Source organism: Neorhizobium puerariae (genome assembly GCF_042429745.1).
Classification (GTDB): domain Bacteria; phylum Pseudomonadota; class Alphaproteobacteria; order Rhizobiales; family Rhizobiaceae; genus Neorhizobium; species Neorhizobium puerariae.
The window spans coordinates 336,677-353,750 of record NZ_JBHMAA010000015.1 but is presented as its reverse complement, the minus strand read 5'-3'; the positions used below and the strand labels follow the sequence as shown (position 1 = coordinate 353,750).

The 17,074-nt window shown below is 62.4% G+C and carries 21 protein-coding genes; 9 read left to right on the top strand and 12 right to left on the bottom strand.

All coding sequences use genetic code 11. From position 1 onward, the window contains the following. Positions 1-35: 35 nt before the first annotated feature. The gene (fliP, locus tag ACFFP0_RS15020) at positions 36-773 is read right to left on the bottom strand and encodes a flagellar type III secretion system pore protein FliP (RefSeq protein WP_377262104.1); all 738 of its coding nucleotides are present in this window, start codon (positions 771-773) and stop codon (positions 36-38) included. A 361-nt stretch (positions 774-1,134) separates the two neighbouring features. Between fliP and ACFFP0_RS15015 the strand changes: the two genes are divergently transcribed. The 9 genes from ACFFP0_RS15015 to ACFFP0_RS14975 all read left to right on the top strand — a co-directional run bounded on the left by ACFFP0_RS15015 (position 1,135) and on the right by ACFFP0_RS14975 (position 9,510). Further along, positions 1,135-2,382: a glycosyltransferase family 2 protein gene (locus ACFFP0_RS15015; RefSeq protein WP_377262102.1), complete on the top strand. Its 1,248-nt coding sequence runs from the start codon at positions 1,135-1,137 to the stop codon at positions 2,380-2,382. Positions 2,383-2,484: 102 nt separating this feature from the next. After that, positions 2,485-3,258 (top strand): glucose-1-phosphate cytidylyltransferase, encoded by a 774-nt coding sequence (gene rfbF, locus ACFFP0_RS15010; RefSeq protein WP_377262099.1) that lies wholly within the window; start codon positions 2,485-2,487, stop codon positions 3,256-3,258. Next, on the top strand, positions 3,240-4,319 hold the full coding sequence (gene rfbG, locus ACFFP0_RS15005; protein ID WP_377262097.1) for a CDP-glucose 4,6-dehydratase: 1,080 nt from the start codon (positions 3,240-3,242) through the stop codon (positions 4,317-4,319). The genes rfbF and rfbG overlap by 19 nt, the downstream gene beginning before the upstream one ends. Continuing rightward, positions 4,316-4,876 (top strand): dTDP-4-dehydrorhamnose 3,5-epimerase family protein, encoded by a 561-nt coding sequence (locus tag ACFFP0_RS15000; RefSeq protein ID WP_377262095.1) that lies wholly within the window; start codon positions 4,316-4,318, stop codon positions 4,874-4,876. Before rfbG ends, ACFFP0_RS15000 begins: the two co-directional genes overlap by 4 nt. Beyond that, positions 4,873-6,096: a methyltransferase domain-containing protein gene (locus ACFFP0_RS14995; protein ID WP_377262092.1), complete on the top strand. Its 1,224-nt coding sequence runs from the start codon at positions 4,873-4,875 to the stop codon at positions 6,094-6,096. The genes ACFFP0_RS15000 and ACFFP0_RS14995 overlap by 4 nt, the downstream gene beginning before the upstream one ends. Continuing rightward, positions 6,093-6,926, top strand: a complete 834-nt coding sequence (locus ACFFP0_RS14990) for an NAD-dependent epimerase/dehydratase family protein (RefSeq protein ID WP_377262089.1) — start codon at positions 6,093-6,095, stop codon at positions 6,924-6,926. Before ACFFP0_RS14995 ends, ACFFP0_RS14990 begins: the two co-directional genes overlap by 4 nt. Before the next feature lie 4 nt (positions 6,927-6,930). Beyond that, entirely contained in the window at positions 6,931-7,992 is a 1,062-nt protein-coding gene (locus ACFFP0_RS14985; protein WP_377262087.1) for a class I SAM-dependent methyltransferase, read from the top strand. Continuing rightward, positions 7,985-8,755: a cephalosporin hydroxylase family protein gene (locus tag ACFFP0_RS14980; protein WP_377262085.1), complete on the top strand. Its 771-nt coding sequence runs from the start codon at positions 7,985-7,987 to the stop codon at positions 8,753-8,755. Before ACFFP0_RS14985 ends, ACFFP0_RS14980 begins: the two co-directional genes overlap by 8 nt. Before the next feature lie 311 nt (positions 8,756-9,066). Then, positions 9,067-9,510, top strand: a complete 444-nt coding sequence (locus ACFFP0_RS14975; protein WP_377262083.1) for a GNAT family N-acetyltransferase — start codon at positions 9,067-9,069, stop codon at positions 9,508-9,510. A 91-nt stretch (positions 9,511-9,601) separates the two neighbouring features. On the opposite strand, the gene ACFFP0_RS14970 is transcribed toward ACFFP0_RS14975, so the two are convergent. Genes ACFFP0_RS14970 through fliI form a run of 11 tightly spaced genes read right to left on the bottom strand, consistent with a single transcriptional unit; the run spans position 9,602 to position 17,063 of the window. Further along, positions 9,602-10,126 carry a flagellar basal body-associated FliL family protein gene (locus ACFFP0_RS14970; protein WP_377262081.1) on the bottom strand — a complete coding sequence of 175 codons (525 nt, stop codon included), beginning with the start codon at positions 10,124-10,126 and terminating at the stop codon, positions 9,602-9,604. 42 nt (positions 10,127-10,168) lie between these two features. Further along, positions 10,169-10,888, bottom strand: coding sequence for a flagellar basal body L-ring protein FlgH (gene flgH, locus ACFFP0_RS14965; RefSeq protein WP_377262079.1), 720 nt, complete (start codon positions 10,886-10,888; stop codon positions 10,169-10,171). Continuing rightward, positions 10,885-11,445, bottom strand: coding sequence for a MotE family protein (locus tag ACFFP0_RS14960; protein ID WP_377262077.1), 561 nt, complete (start codon positions 11,443-11,445; stop codon positions 10,885-10,887). The genes flgH and ACFFP0_RS14960 overlap by 4 nt, the downstream gene beginning before the upstream one ends. After that, positions 11,442-12,569, bottom strand: coding sequence for a flagellar basal body P-ring protein FlgI (locus ACFFP0_RS14955; RefSeq protein WP_377262075.1), 1,128 nt, complete (start codon positions 12,567-12,569; stop codon positions 11,442-11,444). The genes ACFFP0_RS14960 and ACFFP0_RS14955 overlap by 4 nt, the downstream gene beginning before the upstream one ends. Further along, positions 12,566-13,063, bottom strand: a complete 498-nt coding sequence (flgA, locus tag ACFFP0_RS14950) for a flagellar basal body P-ring formation chaperone FlgA (RefSeq protein ID WP_377262073.1) — start codon at positions 13,061-13,063, stop codon at positions 12,566-12,568. Before flgA ends, ACFFP0_RS14955 begins: the two co-directional genes overlap by 4 nt. 19 nt (positions 13,064-13,082) lie before the next feature. Beyond that, positions 13,083-13,871, bottom strand: coding sequence for a flagellar basal-body rod protein FlgG (flgG, locus tag ACFFP0_RS14945; protein ID WP_377262071.1), 789 nt, complete (start codon positions 13,869-13,871; stop codon positions 13,083-13,085). A gap of 18 nt (positions 13,872-13,889) precedes the next feature. Continuing rightward, positions 13,890-14,225: a flagellar hook-basal body complex protein FliE gene (gene fliE / locus ACFFP0_RS14940; RefSeq protein ID WP_377262069.1), complete on the bottom strand. Its 336-nt coding sequence runs from the start codon at positions 14,223-14,225 to the stop codon at positions 13,890-13,892. Further along, a complete protein-coding gene (gene flgC / locus ACFFP0_RS14935) occupies positions 14,222-14,641 on the bottom strand; it encodes a flagellar basal body rod protein FlgC (RefSeq protein WP_377262067.1) in 420 nt (139 codons plus the stop codon). Before flgC ends, fliE begins: the two co-directional genes overlap by 4 nt. Before the next feature lie 4 nt (positions 14,642-14,645). After that, positions 14,646-15,032 (bottom strand): flagellar basal body rod protein FlgB, encoded by a 387-nt coding sequence (gene flgB, locus ACFFP0_RS14930; protein ID WP_377262064.1) that lies wholly within the window; start codon positions 15,030-15,032, stop codon positions 14,646-14,648. Between the two features lie 53 nt (positions 15,033-15,085). Beyond that, the gene (locus ACFFP0_RS14925) at positions 15,086-15,658 is read right to left on the bottom strand and encodes a flagellar protein (RefSeq protein WP_377262062.1); all 573 of its coding nucleotides are present in this window, start codon (positions 15,656-15,658) and stop codon (positions 15,086-15,088) included. 7 nt (positions 15,659-15,665) lie between these two features. Continuing rightward, a complete protein-coding gene (fliI, locus tag ACFFP0_RS14920) occupies positions 15,666-17,063 on the bottom strand; it encodes a flagellar protein export ATPase FliI (RefSeq protein WP_377262060.1) in 1,398 nt (465 codons plus the stop codon). Positions 17,064-17,074: the final 11 nt, after the last annotated feature.

Below are 17,074 nucleotides of genomic sequence, written 5' to 3'. Positions count from 1 at the left end.
TCGCAATGGCCGGGTCTCCCGGCCATTTTCCTGTCTCACCCGAACGAGCGGATGAGACTGCCGACCAGCAGGTTCCATCCATCGATCAGCACGAAGAACAGGATCTTGAAGGGCAGGGAGATCGATGTCGGCGGCAGCATCATCATGCCCATCGCCATGGTGATCGCCGCAACGATCATGTCGATCACCAGAAACGGCAGGATGATCAGGAAGCCGATTTCGAAGCCGCGCCGGACTTCCGACAGCATGAAAGCCGGAATCAGCACGCGGTAATCGACGGCGTCCGGTGTTCCCACCGACTGGCCGCGCTCGCGAGCGATCTCGACGAAGAGTTCCAGATCCTTGTCGCGCGTATTGGCCGACATGAAGACGCGGAACGGCTCGGCGATCCGCTGCACCGCCTCCGCCTCCGTCACCTGGTTCTGGAGAAGAGGCTGCACCCCTTCGTTCCAGGCGCGGTCGAACGTCGGGGACATGACATAGAAGGTCATGAACAGGGCCATGGAGATCAGCACCATGTTCGACGGCGCCGTCGCCAGCCCCATGCCGGAACGGAGGATGGAAAAGGCGATCACGAAGCGCGGGAAACTCGTGACCATGATCAGGATGCCGGGCGCGACGGACAGGACCGTCAGAAGCCCGAACGTGCGGATGATCCACGCAGCCGCCGAACCATCGACCGGCAGGTTGAGGAGATCGGCAGGCGATTGCTGCGCGAGCGCGAGCCCGGGTGTCGCAATCAAAGCCATGAACAAGTAAATCAGCCGAATCATGCGATCACGAAGGTCCTTTGGATGACCTTCGATAGTCATCCTCGACAAGCGAGGTCAACACCGTACCGGCCGCTGCGGCAGGTCGTGAACAGAAAGATACGGAAGTCCGCCCGTTCTTCTTGTGAAGGGGAGCCTTCGCCGATCGGCGGGGCGCTTCAGTTTTGCACAAGTCTCAACCGGTAGCGTCGAATCAGCAATCTCTTATAGGCGCGCAAGCCTCAACACGAATCAGACGGCGGGAATATTTGGGCAGGCAAGATCCGACACCGCAACGGCACCGGAAGCCCGCGTCACGACAACCACATCTTCAAGCCGCTCTGCCGCTCGCGCCGCTTGAAACACTCCGGTCGAGGAAACTTCAGTGAACTCCATCAAGCTCAGCATCTGCATTCCCACCTACAACCGCGCGGAATCTCTGCGGGATTGCCTGGATCGTTGCGTGCGGGAGCTCGACTTCGGCTTCCCGTTCGAAATCGTCATTTCCGACAATGCCTCGACCGACCACACGACTTCGGTCGTCCAGGAATTCATCGAGAGAGGCGCGCCGATCCGCTATCACAAGGGTGACGAAAACGTCGGGATGATCCCCAACGTGAACAGCGCCTTCCGCCTCGGCCGCGGCGAATATCTGCTTTACCTCGCGGACGACGACCGGCTGATCGGCGAGGAAATTGCGGAAATCGTCGCCTATCTCGATCAGAATCCGAACACCACCGTCTGCCACGCGCCGTGGTTCATCACGGACGGCGTCACCAATACCGACGGCCGGCCTTTCTACCATCTGGCGGAGGATGTCGTCTTCCCGCGGCGCAGCTATGCGGAGGTCTTCAACTTCCTGTTCCGCGGCCACGTCTTCCCGGAAATTGCGGTGTACAGACGGTCGGCGATCAGATCGGCCTGGGCTCCGCGCTCCATCTGCTTCTTTGCGTTTCCCTTGCTCGCCCATCTCCTCGACCAGGGGGATGTTGCCTTCCGCAAGAAGCCGTTCTATCGTCAGGTCATCCGTTCGGCGATCAACCGCGACCGCCAGCAGGGCGGCCACGACATCGCCATGACCGGCTGGGACCAGTATCGCGGCGGCCTGGAATATTTCCTCTATTTCGGCATCAAACGCGGCCGGATCGGCACCTCGCTCGACGACAGGACGACGCAGGAACATCTCTGCAAGGTCTTCACCATGGAGCGCATGGCCGTTGCAATCCGCCTGCTGATCCAGCGCGGGGAATATCTCAAGTCCTACGAGCTGCTGACCCGCATGGAATTCAGCGGACATGGCGAACACCAGCAGCTCAAGGAAATCCGCAACGGCCTTCCACTGGCGGCGGCGCTGGAAACCCTGGCCTGGCAGATCAAGTCCACCGCCGGCATCCGGTCGCTGATCATATCCGGCTTCCTGGACACGAGCATTCTCAAGGAACGCCTTATGAAAGTCGGCTTTCCCGAGAAAATCGAAATCGTGGGCGAACCGGCCGAGCATACGAAGGAATTCATGGAAAGTGCGGCCGTCCTCGTTTCGGCGCAGGAGCAGCGTGACCATTTCCTCGAACTGGGCTATCTGCCGAACATGGTGTTCAGCCAGGAGGACCTGGTGCAGACCATTCTGGTATAAAGGTCCGCCCAACACATCGGCGGGCGACATCACATCAGTGGGCGACATTCCGAGCCGCCGGCAGCTACGGACCTGGAACCAAGCCGCTAGGGAGAAACGAAATTGAAAGCTGTGATTCTCGCGGGCGGGTTGGGAACCCGGATCTCGGAGGAGACTCATCTGAGGCCCAAGCCGATGATCGAGATCGGCGGGCGGCCTATCCTCTGGCATATCATGAAGCTCTATTCCGCCCATGGCGTGAACGAGTTCATCATCTGCTGCGGATACAAGGGCTACGTCATCAAGGAGTACTTCGCCAACTACTTCCTGCATATGTCGGACGTGACCTTCGACATGGCCTATAACGAGATGCAGGTCCACCGCCGCAATGCCGAACCCTGGAAGGTCACGCTGATCGACACCGGTGAGACGACGATGACCGGCGGTCGCCTGAAGAGGGTCGCCGACTACCTGCGCGCCGAAGAGAGCTTCTGCTTCACCTACGGCGACGGCCTGAGCGACGTGAACATCACCGAGGTCGTCAAGTTCCATCGCTCCCATGGCAAGCTTGCGACGGTGACGGCGGTCCATCCGCCCGGGCGCTACGGAGCGCTGGAGCGCGACGGCGACCAGGTCACCGGCTTTGTGGAAAAACCGCGCGGCGACGGCGGGATGATCAATGGCGGCTTTTTCGTCCTCTCGCCGAAATGCATCGACTATATCGAAGCCGACGGCACGCCCTGGGAAGCGGCGCCGATGACGACGCTTGCCTCGACGGGCGAGATGATGGCCTATGAGCACGAAGGCTTCTGGCAGCCCATGGACACGTTGCGCGAGAAAAACCTGCTCGAAGAGCTCTGGGCCTCGGGACGGGCGCCATGGAAGATCTGGCCGTGACCGACGCTCAACCGAATAACGGTTTCTGGGCGGGCAAGCGCGTTCTCCTGACAGGGCATACGGGCTTCAAGGGAGCCTGGCTTTCCATCTGGCTGAAGCGCCTCGGAGCCGCGGTCACCGGCATCTCCCTGCCGCCGGAAACCGAACCCAATCTCTTTACGCTCGCAGGCCCGCACTTCGCGGCCAGCCATTTCCAGGATATCCGCGACGCGACGAAGCTTGCCGAGATCGTTCGCGCCGCATCGCCTGAAATCGTCCTGCATCTCGGGGCGCAAGCCCTGGTACGCCCCGGCTATCAGGACCCGCTCGGCACGTTCGCGACGAATGTCCTCGGCACGGCAAACGTGCTCGAGGCCGTCCGCTCCGTGCCGTCGGCGCGTGTGGTCGTGGCGATCACCACCGACAAGGTCTATCGCAACCTCGAACACGCCTTTCCTTACCGGGAAACGGACCACCTCGGCGGGCACGATCCCTACAGCGCCAGCAAGGCGGCTTCCGAAATCGTCATTTCCAGCTATCGCGATTCCTTCCTGCGCGAAAAAGGCGTGGCGGTGGCAAGCGCCCGCGCCGGCAACGTGATCGGCGGCGGCGACTGGTCGGCGGACCGGCTGCTGCCGGACGCGGTGCGCGCCTGGCAGTCCGGCAAGGTCCTGCAGGTGCGGCGGCCGGAGGCGAAGCGTCCGTGGCAGCATGTCCTGGAACCGCTCTGCGCCTATCTGGTGCTCGCCGAACGGCTGTGGAGCGATCCGGCCCTGGCCGATGCGTTCAATTTCGGACCGGTGAGCCATGAGGCCGCTCCCGTGCGGCAGGTGATCGAAATCGCCCGCTCTTCCTGGGGAGGCGGCGACGTCCAATATGGCGACGGCACCGAAGGCCCCCACGAGGCCGGCTGGCTGGCATTGGAAACCGCGAAGGCGCGGCATATGCTGGACATCGAACCGCGATGGTCGCTGGCGGAGGCGGTCGACCGGACCATGAAATGGTATCGGGCGCAGCATGACGGCGCCGACGCCCGCTCGCTTTGCGAAGCCGAAATCGCCGAATACGAGGCACGCCCTTGAGCCGCTTTACCGTCACCGACCTGCCGCTTGCCGGGCTGAAGCTCATCGAACGCCAGAATCTCGGCGATTCGCGTGGCTTCCTGTCGCGCATGTTCTGCGCCGAGGAACTCGGGCCGGCGGGATGGGTCAAGCCGGTCGCGCAGATCAACCTGACCGTGACGGCGCGAAAAGGGACGGTGCGGGGCATGCATTTCCAGCATCCTCCCCATGCGGAAATGAAGCTCGTGAACTGCCTGCGCGGCGCAATCCGGGATGTCGCCGTCGATCTTCGGGCCGGCTCGCCGACATTCCTGACATGGCATGCGGAAGAGCTTTCGGCGGAAAACCGCCGGTCGCTGCTGATACCGGAAGGCTTCGCGCACGGCTTCCAGACGCTGACCGACGATTGCGAACTCCTTTACCTGCATTCGGCGCCCTATGCATCGAGCGCCGAAGGGGCCTTGAACGCGCAGGACCCGGCGCTCGGCATAACGTGGCCGTTCGAGATCACTGAAATGTCCGAGCGCGACCGCCGCCATCCACATCTGACAGAAGAATTTACGGGACTGATCTCATGAAATGCCGCCACTGCGGTAGCACGCTTCGCTGCGACTTCCTGGACCTCGGTTTCGCACCGCCGTCCAACGCCTACCTGACTGCCGAAGACCTCTCCAGGCCGGAAACCTATTTTCCACTGCGACTGAAGGTCTGCGAGGAGTGCTGGCTGGTGCAGACGGAGGACTATGCCTCCGCCGAAGCCCTCTTCAGTCCCGAATATGCGTATTTTTCCAGCGCCTCAAAAGGCTGGCTTGCCCATGCGGCCCGCTATGTCGAGATGATCACGGCCCGGCTCGGGCTCGACCGAAAGAGCATGGTCGTCGAAGTCGCCTCGAACGACGGTTATCTCCTGAAGAATTTCGTCGCTGCCGGCATTCCGTGCCTTGGGGTGGAACCGACCGACAGCACGGCGGAGACCGCCGAGGCGCTCGGCATTCCCGTACTGAGGGAATTCTTCGGCGAAACGCTGGGCAAGACGCTGGCCGCGCAGGGGAAGAGCGCCGATCTCATCCTCGGCAACAACGTCTATGCCCATGTGCCGGACATCAACGACTTCACGCGCGGCCTCAAGGCGGCGCTCAAGCCCGGCGGCACCATCACGCTCGAATTCCCGCATGTCATGCGGCTGATCGAGGAGAACCAGTTCGACACCGTCTATCACGAGCACTTCTCCTACCTTTCCCTTTTCACCGTCGGCAAGATCTTCGAAAGCGCGGGCTTGCGCGTCTTCGACGTCGAGGAATTGCCGACCCATGGCGGAAGCCTGCGCATCTACGGCTGCCATGGCGACGATTCGCGACAGACGACGACCGCCGTCGCATCCCTGCTTGCCGAAGAGGAGCGCCGGGGACTGCGCACATCCGCGCCCTACGCCGGGTTCCAGGCCAAGGCCGAGCAGGTCAAGAACGATGCGCTCGCCTTCCTGCTCCAGGCGAAACGTGACGGGAAGACGGTGGCCGCCTATGGCGCGGCCGCGAAAGGCAACACGCTCCTGAACTTCGCCGGCGTCAAACCCGACCTCCTGCCCTTCGTCTGCGATGCCGCAGCCGCCAAGCAGAACAAGTTCATGCCCGGCAGCCATATCCCGATCCTGCATCCGGACACCATTCTCCAGCGCCGGCCGGATTATGTGATGATCCTGCCATGGAACATCGCGGCGGAAGTGCGCCAGCAGCTTGCATCGCTGGCCGATCAGGGCACCAGGTTCGTCACGGCCGTACCGGGGTTGAAGATTAGATGACAAGGCTCGTTCTCCTGACAGGCGGCACCGGCTTTGTCGGCCGGCAGGTCCTCAAGGCCCTGGCGGAGACGGGTGTGCGCGTGCGGATCATCGTTCGCGAGGGAACTCCTGATGCCCGCCTTGGCGATCTCCCCGCCGTCGAGAGCGTCGTTCGCACGCCCGACCTGTTCCGCGAGCCGATGGACTGGTGGGCCCGAGCACTGGATGGGGCCGACACGGTCGTGCATGCCGCCTGGTATGCCGAGCCGGGCAAATATCTCCAGTCGCCGGAAAATATCGTCTGCCTCGAGGGCACGCTGCGTATGGCCCAGGCTGCCGCCCTCGCCGGCGTCAGGCGCTTCGCCGGCATCGGCACCTGCTTCGAATACGATGTTTCCGCCGGCATGCTGGCGACCGATACGCCGCTTCGGCCGGTCAGCCCCTATGCCGGCGCCAAGGCCGCCACATTCCTCGCCCTGTCGCAATGGTTGCCGCTGCACGGGATCGAATTCGCATGGTGCCGCCTGTTCTATCTGTTTGGAGAAGGCGAGGACGAGCGGCGGCTGGTCCCCTATCTGCATGCTCAACTGGCGGCAGGCAGGCCCGTGGATTTGACGAGCGGCAACCAGATCCGCGACTTCATGGATGTGCGGGAGGCCGGAAGACAGATTGCCGGCATCGCTCTCGGCGACGGGACCGGCGCGGCAAATATCTGTTCGGGCATACCGGTCACGGTACGGCAGCTGGCGGAGAGGATAGCCGACGAATATGGCCGGCGCGATCTCCTGCGCTTCGGCGTGCGGCCGGACAATCTGGTGGACCCACCCTGCGTTGTCGGGGTAACGAGGTGACGAAATGACGACCACAGACACCGTGTTGCTGTATGAGCAACCGCAACTCCCGACGTTCCAGAACCGGGTCTACCCCAGCGCGGAAGAGGCGCGGGCCTGCGCCAAGGGCGACATCCGCCTGGTACAGGACCTGAAGACCGGACTGGTCTACAATGCGGCCTTCGATCCGAAGCTGATGGACTACGACGGAAACTACAACAACGAGCAGGGCATCAGCCGCCATTTTCACCAGCATCTCGAAATGGTTTCCGGCATCGTCGAACGCACGATGGGCAAGGACAACCTCGTCGAGGTGGGTTGCGGCAAGGGTCTGTTCCTCGAAATGCTCCTCGAAAAGGGTTTCGACGTCACCGGCTTCGACCCGACCTACGAAGGCTCGAACCCCCGCGTGAAGCGACATTATTTCGAGGCCGGCGTGGACGTGCAGGGCGACGGCCTCATCCTGCGGCATGTGCTGGAGCACGTACAGAACCCCTACGACTTCCTCGTCGAGCTCGCGAAGGCGAACGGAAACAAGGGGCGCATCTATATCGAAGTCCCCTGCCTCGACTGGATCATCGAACATCGGGCCTGGTTCGACGTGTTCTACGAGCATGTGAACTACTTCCGCCTGTCGGACTTCCACCGGATGTTCGGCAAGGTGATCGAAAGCGGCCACATCTTCGGCGGGCAGTATCTCTATGTCGTGGGCGAACTGGACTCCCTGCGCCCGCCGGTCCGCGAAGAAACCGATCTCGTCTCCTTCCCCGCGGACTTCGCCCGCACGCTCGGGGACGAAATCGAGCCCGGCAGCCGTTCGGCGATCTGGGGCGGGGCATCCAAGGGCGTCACGTTCTCGCTGTTGAAATCCCGCAAGGGCCAGCCGGTCGATGTGGTCATCGACATCAACCCGGCAAAGCAGGGCAAATACCTGCCGGCGAGCGGACTGCTGGTCCAGTCCCCCGAGCAGGCCCTGTCCAGGCTTCCCCACGGCTCGACCATCTACGTCATGAACTCCAATTATCTCGAGGAAATTCGAATGCTGTCCAACAACGCCTATACCTATGTGGGGATCGACAATGAGTGATTTCGTCAAGGAAGTCGAAGGCCGCATCGCCGCCGTTGCCGGCAACAAGGGGCTGAACGACAGCGCCGCGCAGTTCATGCGCGAATCGATCGCCTCGCAATATTCCTACAATTTCTTCTGGCTCGGCCGGCCGATCATCCAGTACCCGCAGGACATGGTCGCGATGCAGGAACTGGTCTGGGCGGTAAAGCCGGACCTCATCATCGAAACCGGCATCGCACATGGCGGCTCGCTGATCCTCAGCGCCTCCATGCTCGCCCTGCTGGAAATGTGCGAAGCGGCGGAAAAGGGAGAAGTCGTCGATCCGAACAGGCCGAAGCGCAAGGTTCTCGGCATCGACATCGATATCCGGGCGCATAACCGCGCTGCGATCGAAGCCCATCCCATGGCGCCCCGCATCGAGATGATCCAGGGGTCAAGCATCGCTCCCGAGATCATGGACCAGGTGCGCAAGGTTGCCTCCGGCTATTCGCGAATCCTGGCCTGCCTCGACAGCAACCACACGCATGATCATGTGTTGTCCGAGCTCGAGCTCTACGCGCCGCTGACGAGTGTGGGAAGTTATTGCGTCGTGTTCGACACAGTCGTCGAGGACCTTCCGAAGGAACTCGCCGGCAACCGCCCCTGGGGCCCCGGCGACAATCCGAAGACCGCGGTCTTCGAATATCTCAAGACCCACCCGGAATTCGAGATCGACAAGTCGACCGAAAACAAGCTCCTCATCACCGTTGCACCGGACGGCTTCCTGAAGCGCGTTCGGTGAGCTAGCTCTGCTCCTTCCGGGAACCCGGACCGGAAGGAGCATGTATCGTTTCGCTTCCGTTCAAGGAAAAAACGGCCTGAGCAGGCCCAGCCCCCTGACGGAAATGTGGAATTCGAGCAGATATCGATGCCCAATCCATCTGCTATGCCGCTGCTTCAGGCGGGTCTACCTTCTTGCCGGAAATATCTTCGTGAAGCATTCTGCGAGTTCGGCTTGCCGCAGGATGCGCGGTTTCGCGGCGGCACAAGATCCAGCTGCAAAACTCCCGCTTTCATCGGGAATTTCGAACAGAGAATGGAAATCGAGATCAATTGACATTGCAAATACGCATTGAGATCGAAAGCCAGCCCGATGAGCACGACCGGCGTCTTATCGACGAGGGCCTGGATATATTCAACTTTGCGAAAGCCGGCCCCGACAACGCTCAGGATTTATGGATCATGGCCCGCGACGATGACGGGGGCCTTCTCGGCGGCCTGAAGGGGCGCACATTTTACGCCTGGCTGTTCATCGACTGGCTATGGGTATCTCCCGCAGCACGCGGCCAAGACGTCGGGGTGCGGCTCGTGGCAAAGGCGGAAGATGCTGCGCGGGAGCGTCGGTGCATCGGTGCTTATGTCGATACGTTCAGCTTTCAAGCGCCGGACTTTTACCGCCGGAACGGCTACGAGGAGTTCGGACGGATCGATGGGCTTCCTCCCGGCCATGCCTGTATCTGGCTAAAGAAAACCTTCGGAGAGCCGCAGGACCCCTGACTTTCGCAGCAAAACGCCGCCTGCATCTGCGTTAGCGGCTGACCGAGCTTGCCGTTTTTTTCTTTTATCGGCAGCGATCAGGCGGCGGTCGCTATTCTATGACAAATGAGCGGAACATCACCTTGGCGACCTTGCCCTGCGAACGCAGGTCGACCCGCTCCTCGATGTCGTCCTTCAGGTATTGGAAACCTCGCGGCCCCTCGATCTGCTGCAATGAAACGGTGCGCATATAGGCGAGGATGTCCTGGTGTATATCCTCCGCCAGCGGCAGTTCCGGCGGCCCCTTGAAGGCGAGGGCCACTTCGAGGCGAATCCAGTTTTCGGACGGATAAGCCAGGTTGGTGGTGACGGGCTCCAGCAGCACGACCCCGTTGGCCTCGGTGGAGATATGGGGAAGGCCTTCTTCCTTCTTGCCCTCCCCGTGCCCGCCGCCTGCCGCGGCAGCGGCTTCTTCCTTCGGCTTCGGCGCGTCGGGGGTCTTGGGTGCGATCATTCCGCCGACAACCCAGCCACCGCCGGCGCCGACCAGCGTGACAATGGCAACGGCGGCGATCACCATGACCGAGCCGCCTTTCTTCTTGCCGCCGGCCTCGGCCGGCTTTGCTTCTTCCGCCATGGTCTTCAAACCTTCAAATCAGGATGCCTTCGTCGCGGCTCGTCAGAAGGGCGAGAACAGGTCGACGACCTGCTGACCCACCGGAGGCTGCTGCACTTCCATCAGGCGGCCGCGACCGCCATAGGAGATCCGCGCCTCGGCGATCTTGTCGTAGGAAATCATGTTCTGCGAGTCGACGTCCTGGGGACGCACGATACCGGCCACGTTCAGGATGCGGATCTCGTGATTCACGCGCACTTCCTGGGAACCGCTGATCAGCAGGTTGCCGTTTTCCAGAATACCGGTCACCACCGCCGCTACGAGCAGCTTCAGGGTTTCCGACCTCTTCGTGGAACCCTTGCCGTGCGAATCCGTGTCCGAATCGGAGCCGAGGTCGCCGGTCGATTTCGCCTCCGGCGTCCAGCCGAAGAGATTGCTGAGGCCGAGCTCCCATTTCAGTCCGGTGGAATTCTTGCGGTTGCGTTCCGTCTCGTTGTCGAACGTCGCCTTGTCGTTGATCTTGATGTCGACCGTCAGGATATCGCCCACGTTCAAGGCGCGCGCGTCCTTGAAAAGGGCGGACTGGCTGTCGCTCCAGAGCGAATAGCCGCTGGCGAGGTGCCGCGGCTGCTTCGGATAGGAGGACATCTGTGGCGTCTGCGCATATTGCAGGCCGCTGCCGATCGGGCTCATCGACGGTGCATTGCCGATCTCCTTGATGGTCTGGCTCTGGCATCCGGCCAGAAAGAGAACAGCCACGATGGCGGGAGCGCATTTCGTCATGAGGGTGCTTTCGGTGTATTGGGGATACGTGCTTTCGAAGTGTTCGGATCGGACGCGCTGGAGATGATCGTCGAGATCATGCCGGCCTTTTCCGGGTCCATCTCGCTCAGGAAGAGAGCGGACTGGCGCGCCGGAAGCTGCATGATGATCGCCGCGGCGATCTCCAGCTTCATCTCCGCGAGCTGAGGAGCGGCCGCGTCCGGCTTCATCGTCTTGAAAATGTCAACCAGCCCGGCCTGGGCGCGGGTCAGGAAGTCGTTGCGTCGCTTCAGCCAGTCCTGGTACTCGGCCGTGCGGTCCTCGAGCGTCTTGATGCGCGTGTCGACATCCGACTGCAGCTTCTCAAGCTCCTGCTTCTGCAGGAGGTAACGCTGGTCGCGCGCGGCATCCGCGATATTCGTGCAGAACTTCTGGATCTCGTCGCTCGTTGACGTTTCCGAGACCGCGGCCGGCTGCTGCGCGCCCACCTGGGAAACGAGCGTCAGGACAGCCGCCGCGGCAAGAACCCGACGCGCCAGCTTCCTCGATACGGTAATGGTGAACAGGGCCTCGGTCATTGCAGGACGAGCTCCGCTTGAAGGGCGCCGGCGGATTTGATGCCCTGCAGGATGGCGATGATGCCGTCCGGCTTGACGCCGATGCTGTTGAGGCCGGCGACGAGGGTGCGCAGGTCCGGCCCGTTCAGGATGGCGACCTGGCCGCCGTCCTTCATCGCCATGATATCCGTCTGGGGCTGCACCGCGGTCTCCCCGCGCGAGAACGGTTCCGGCTGGATCACCTGCGGCGTTTCCGTGACCTGCACGGTCAGCGTTCCGTAGCTGACCGCGACGCGCGACACCTTCACGTCGGCGCCGATGACGATCGTGCCGGTGCGCTCGTTGACCACCACCTTGGCCGGCGTGTCGGTCTCCACCGCAAGATTTTCGATCTCGGCCATCAGCCGCGTGAGATCGGCGGATTTCGGCTTCTGGACGACCACTTCCTGGCTGTCGCGCGGCTCTGCGACCGGCCCGCCATAACGGCGGGAGGCAAAGGCGTTGACCGTATCGGCTATGCGTACCGCGGTGGAAAAATCCGGATTGCGCAGTTGCAGGACCAGATTGACGGAATCCTTGAACTTGGACGGCAGCTCGCGCTCGATGATGGCGCCGTTCGGAACGCGGGCCGATGTCGTGACCCCTTCCGTCAGCGTCGCGGCCTGCCCCTGGGCCGAAAAGCCGGATACGACCAGCGCGCCCTGGGCCACGGCATAAATCTGTCCGTCGGCGCCCGAAAGGGATGTCATGACCAGCGTTCCGCCGCGCAGCGACGTCGCGTCGCCGAGCGAGCTGACGGTCACGTCGATACGGCTGCCGGGACTTGCGAAAGGCGGCAGGTTGGCCGTCACCATGACGGCCGCGACGTTCTTGGCGTTGGACTGGCTGCCTTGCATCGAGATGCCGAGGTTCTGCAGCATGGCCCGCATGGACTGGTCGGTAAAGGGAGACGAGCGCAGGCTGTCGCCGGTGCCCTGAAGGCCGACCACGAGGCCATATCCGATGAGCTGGTTGTCGCGACCGGACTGCAGCGAGGCGATGTCCTTGATGCGGGCGACGACGGGGGCGTTCTGGCCGAGTGCCGGCGCGGCGCCGAGAAGGGCGGCCACGAAAGCCAATGCGGTGATCAGGCGGCTCTTTCTCATTTTGCCATCACCTGTACCGTTCCGTCGGCCATGACCGTGCCGCTCACCGTGACGCCGGAATCGATGTTGCGCACGCGGATGACATCGCCGATCGCCGCATTCTCAAGCGGAGAACCGGAGGCGGAGATCGTCAGGCTGCCGATGGTGAAGACCAGGCGGACCGACGAGCCGCGGGTGACGGCAAAGGCTTCCCGGAGCGCCGAGGGCGGAATGGTGCGGCCGGGCAGAAGCGTCCGCTTCGCCACCATGCCGACGACTTCCCTGGACTTCCGGGCATATTCGCCGGAGAGGTTCGGATTGGTGATCTCGACCTCTTCGACGCTGCCCCCGCCGATCTCCTCGCCGGGGTAGATGGTCCGGGTCGGCACGACAGCCGTGCCCATCTGGGCCAGAACCGGCGTTCCCGCTCCGGCAAGGAGCGCGGCCAGGCAAGACATGGCCAGGGCCGTTCTCGCCACCCTGGCGCCAATCGCATTCTTCCGGCGAAACATCATGTCTGCCCGTCTCCTGTTGTTACTTCAGGTTCTTGCTGACGATCGAAGCCATCTCATCTGCGGTGGTGATGACCTTGGAGTTCATTTCGTAGGCGCGCTGGGCGGAGATCAGGTTGGTGATCTCCTTCACCGCATCGACGTTGGAACTTTCCAGATAACCCTGCTTCAGGTAGCCGAAGCCCGGGTCCTCCGGAGCGGCGATGGTCGGCTCGCCGGACGCGGCGGTCTGCGCGAAGAGATTGTCGCCGAGCGGCTGCAGGCCTGCTTCGTTGACGAAGTTCGCGATGGTGAGCTGGCCGATCTCCGTGAAGTCCGCGGAGTTGCCGATGCGGACCATCACCTGACCCGTGCGGGTGATCTTGGTTTCGCTGACATCGGCCGGGAACGTGACGTTCGGGACGACCGCGTAACCGTCGATGGTGACGAGCTGGCCCTGGGCGTTCTTGTTGAAGGCGCCGGCGCGGCTATAGAGCGTGGTGCCGTCCGGCGACTGGATCTGATACCAGCCGCGGCCGACGATCGCGACGTCGAGGTCGTTCTCGGTCTGCGACAGTTCGCCCTGCGTGTGAATGTTGCGGACGGCGGAGGTCTGCACGCCGAGGCCGATATTGGCGCCTTCCGGCACGATAGCCTGGTTGGCTCGGTTCGGCACGCCCTGGGCCCGCTCGCTTTGATAGAGCAGGTCCGAGAACTCGGCACGGGCGCGTTTATAGCCCGTCGTGTTGATATTGGCGATGTTGTTGGCAATGACTTCGAGATTGGTCTGCTGGGCATCCATGCCCGTTGCCGCGACGGAAAGCGCTCTCATGTCTTCGTCCTCAAAGCTCTAGATCTGCATTTTCGTGATTTCGAGATAGGCGGAGACGATCTTGTCGCGCAGCGCCATGGCCGTCTGGAGCGACTGCTGCGCCTCCAGAACCGCGTCCACGACTTCGCGGGTGTTCGCCTTGCCCTGGATGGCTTTGAAGGACATCGCCTCGGCGCCCTTCAGGCTGTTCATGGTATCGGTCGCCATGTCGCCCATGACGCTTGCGAAATCCATGCCGGTATTCTGTCCGGGCGTCGCGGCGCGCGCCCCGAAGACGGAGGTGCTTTCCGAACCGATCTCGTCGAGACCGTTGGAGAGCGAAAGGGAACTTACATTCTGAATCTTGTCGATCATTGTCCGGCCTTCAGAAGATCGATTGTCGAGGCAATCAACTCGCGCGTCTGCTTGATGGTCTGGAGATTGGCGTCGTAGGAGCGATTGGCTTCCCGCATGTCGGCCATCTCGATGAGCATGTTGACGTTGGGCAGCTTGACCATGCCCTTCTCGTCGGCGGCCGGATGATCGGGATCGTATTCCTCGACGAACTTGGACTTGTCGACGCCGAGCTTCTTGACTTCGACCACGTCCACGCCGCTCGCCTTGTCCAGCTCGGCGCCGAAGGTGATGAGCTTGCGGCGATAGGGGTCCGCGCCCGGCGTATCGCCGGTGGAGCGGGCATTGGCGATGTTTTCGGAAACGATGCGCAGGCGCGTTGCCTGGGCCTCCATTCCCGATCCTGCGATCTTCAAGGAGGCTGAAAGCGGGTCCATTTGCTTACCTCTTTACTGTCAGCAGCATCATGCTGTGAAACGACTTCACCAGACCTGTGCTCAGTTCGTATTGACGCTTGATTTCGCCCGTCTTCGACAGTTCTTCCGAAAGCGAGACGGTATTGCCGGATTCCTGCACGCCGATTTCTTCGTTCAGTTCCGATTCCTTGACCTCGATCTGCTCGCTGAGATTGTTCGAAGCGAGGTGGGCCGGATGGGTGCGGGCCATGGGAACATACGACTGGTCGAGGACTGCCTCGAACGGCGTTACATCCTTCGCCTTGAACTTGGGCGTATTGGCATTCGCAATGTTGCCCGCAACGACTTCCTGGCGCACCGAGAGCCACTCGGCTTGACGTCCTGCCATTTCGAACAGTTGAATCGGCTGCATAGGCTTTTCTCCATCTTCTGACTGGAGCCTAGGCTGGTAACCTTGCGTCGGACTTACGGACGGCGCTCGTTCGCGTCCTGATAGACTTCTCCCTTGGAAGTAATGATCACCCACTTGCCGTCGCGTTGCTCCAGCGTGGCAAGCTTGCTGTTGTCGGGCAGGATCGAGCCGACGCGGACCATATACATGCCGGAACCATCCTCGATCAGCGCGCGGCCGTTGGCGACATGCAGCAGGCGGAAGCCGCTCTTTCCGGGAAACGGCTGCTCTTCACGGAACGTCCCCTTGTCGCGTGTCTCGCCAAGCGAGGACGTGGTGGTTGCGGTGGTCAGGGCGTCCATCGGCTCCCTGGGAGCCGGCCAGTCCTCCTTGGAACTGTCGGTCATGGCGAGCGGCGACACGCTCACCACCGGTCGTCCGATACCTGGCGGCAGATCACGCGTGCGGCCGAGCGATTCGGTCCGGACGCCGAACTTGTCCGCGTTCAGGAAGACATACCAGGGAAAGAAGGCCGAGGCGGCGGCAAGCGCGACGCCCGTCGCCACCAGTATCTTGTCGCCCAGCCGCGATGGCGACGTTTCCGGCCTGTGCGATACCGCCGCTTCCGCTTTCTTGTTACCGCTCATCGGATGATCACCTTCTTGCTATCGCGGACGACGGATTGGGTTGCCCCGCCGCGGCCCTGAGCGCATTCGCGAGATCCGCATAGGCATCGAGAGCGGGCTTTTCTCCCGGCGTCTGCTTCAGGACTTCGTAAATGACAGGAACCTGCTTGATCGCCATGTCCAGATCGGGATCGCTGCCGGCGCGATAGCCACCGATCAGACGCAGGTCGCGCGTCTCCTCGTAGCGATGCACCAGCGACTTCAGGCGCGAGACCAGCTTTTCCTGATCCTCCGTCCAGGCCTTGCGGGCGAGACGCGAGATCGAGGCCAGCGGGTTGATCGGGGGATAGCGTCCTTCTTCGGCAAGCGAGCGATCGAGCACGATATGGCCATCCAGAATACCGCGCGTCGAATCGGCGATCGGATCGTTGTGGTTGTCGCCGTCGACAAGGATCGAGATGATCGCGGTGATCGTGCCCGTGCCCTCGATGCCGGGTCCGGCGCGCTCGAGAAGACGCGGCAGTTCGGTGAAGACCGAGGCCGGGTAGCCGCGGGCGATCGGCGGCTCGCCGGATGCGACCGCCACCTCGCGGATCGCGTGGGCGAAACGGGTGATGCTGTCGGCGATGAACAGGACGTTGTCACCCTGATCGCGGAAATGCTCCGCGATGGTGATCGCGACCAGGGGGGCCATCTTGCGCAGCATCGGGCTTTCATCGCTGGTCGCCACGACCGCGATCGACTTCGCCATGTTGTCGCCGAGCGTATCCTCGATGAATTCCCGCACTTCGCGGCCGCGTTCGCCGACCAGCGCGATCACCACCTTGTCGAAAGCGTCGGCCCGGGCGAGCATCGACAGAAGGGTGGACTTGCCGACACCAGAACCGGCGAAGATGCCGAGACGCTGTCCAAGGCAGAGGGGCGAGAAGATGTCGATCGCCCTCACCCCGGTCTTGAAACCCGTTTCGACGCGGCTGCGCGACATGGACGGCGGCGCGTTGTTGGCGATCGAACGCGGCCGGAGACCCCGGACGATGGGACCTTTGCCATCGATGGGCTCGCCGAGCGAATTGATCGTGCGGCCGCACCAGCTCTCGTCCGGCGCGACACGGAAGGCGCCCTTCCGGATGACCATGTCGCCGATCCCGATCGGTTCTCCCGGCTCGATGGGGCTGACGAAGACCACGTCGGGCTCGACGCGCACCACCTCGCCGAGATGGATGCCGGTGGCGCTGCGATGCGCGACGAATTCGCCGAGCCGCACATGTTTCGAAAGGCCGGCGACCGTGTAGTGTCCCGCCGCGATGGTCCTGACATGACCGCCATGGGTGACGGAGAAGGCGGGATCGGCGTAACGCGCGGCCAGTCCCGCGATCTGCGCCAGCTTTCCGCCATTGACTGCATCGAGGATAGCCGCTTCCATCATGGTGGGCCGTG

What these genes read in the sequence shown, in the direction of transcription:
- fliP (WP_377262104.1), bottom strand. Translation starts at nt 773, where the DNA reads ATGATTCGGCTGATTTACTTGTTCATGGCTTTGATTGCGACACCCGGG.
- rfbG (WP_377262097.1), top strand. Translation starts at nt 3,240, where the DNA reads ATGGAAGATCTGGCCGTGACCGACGCTCAACCGAATAACGGTTTCTGG.
- ACFFP0_RS14995 (WP_377262092.1), top strand. Translation starts at nt 4,873, where the DNA reads ATGAAATGCCGCCACTGCGGTAGCACGCTTCGCTGCGACTTCCTGGAC.
- ACFFP0_RS14990 (WP_377262089.1), top strand. Translation starts at nt 6,093, where the DNA reads ATGACAAGGCTCGTTCTCCTGACAGGCGGCACCGGCTTTGTCGGCCGG.
- ACFFP0_RS14985 (WP_377262087.1), top strand. Translation starts at nt 6,931, where the DNA reads ATGACGACCACAGACACCGTGTTGCTGTATGAGCAACCGCAACTCCCG.
- ACFFP0_RS14980 (WP_377262085.1), top strand. Translation starts at nt 7,985, where the DNA reads ATGAGTGATTTCGTCAAGGAAGTCGAAGGCCGCATCGCCGCCGTTGCC.
- ACFFP0_RS14970 (WP_377262081.1), bottom strand. Translation starts at nt 10,126, where the DNA reads ATGGCGGAAGAAGCAAAGCCGGCCGAGGCCGGCGGCAAGAAGAAAGGC.
- flgH (WP_377262079.1), bottom strand. Translation starts at nt 10,888, where the DNA reads ATGACGAAATGCGCTCCCGCCATCGTGGCTGTTCTCTTTCTGGCCGGA.
- ACFFP0_RS14960 (WP_377262077.1), bottom strand. Translation starts at nt 11,445, where the DNA reads ATGACCGAGGCCCTGTTCACCATTACCGTATCGAGGAAGCTGGCGCGT.
- ACFFP0_RS14955 (WP_377262075.1), bottom strand. Translation starts at nt 12,569, where the DNA reads ATGAGAAAGAGCCGCCTGATCACCGCATTGGCTTTCGTGGCCGCCCTT.
- flgA (WP_377262073.1), bottom strand. Translation starts at nt 13,063, where the DNA reads ATGATGTTTCGCCGGAAGAATGCGATTGGCGCCAGGGTGGCGAGAACG.
- flgG (WP_377262071.1), bottom strand. Translation starts at nt 13,871, where the DNA reads ATGAGAGCGCTTTCCGTCGCGGCAACGGGCATGGATGCCCAGCAGACC.
- fliE (WP_377262069.1), bottom strand. Translation starts at nt 14,225, where the DNA reads ATGATCGACAAGATTCAGAATGTAAGTTCCCTTTCGCTCTCCAACGGT.
- flgC (WP_377262067.1), bottom strand. Translation starts at nt 14,641, where the DNA reads ATGGACCCGCTTTCAGCCTCCTTGAAGATCGCAGGATCGGGAATGGAG.
- flgB (WP_377262064.1), bottom strand. Translation starts at nt 15,032, where the DNA reads ATGCAGCCGATTCAACTGTTCGAAATGGCAGGACGTCAAGCCGAGTGG.
- ACFFP0_RS14925 (WP_377262062.1), bottom strand. Translation starts at nt 15,658, where the DNA reads ATGAGCGGTAACAAGAAAGCGGAAGCGGCGGTATCGCACAGGCCGGAA.
- fliI (WP_377262060.1), bottom strand. Translation starts at nt 17,063, where the DNA reads ATGATGGAAGCGGCTATCCTCGATGCAGTCAATGGCGGAAAGCTGGCG.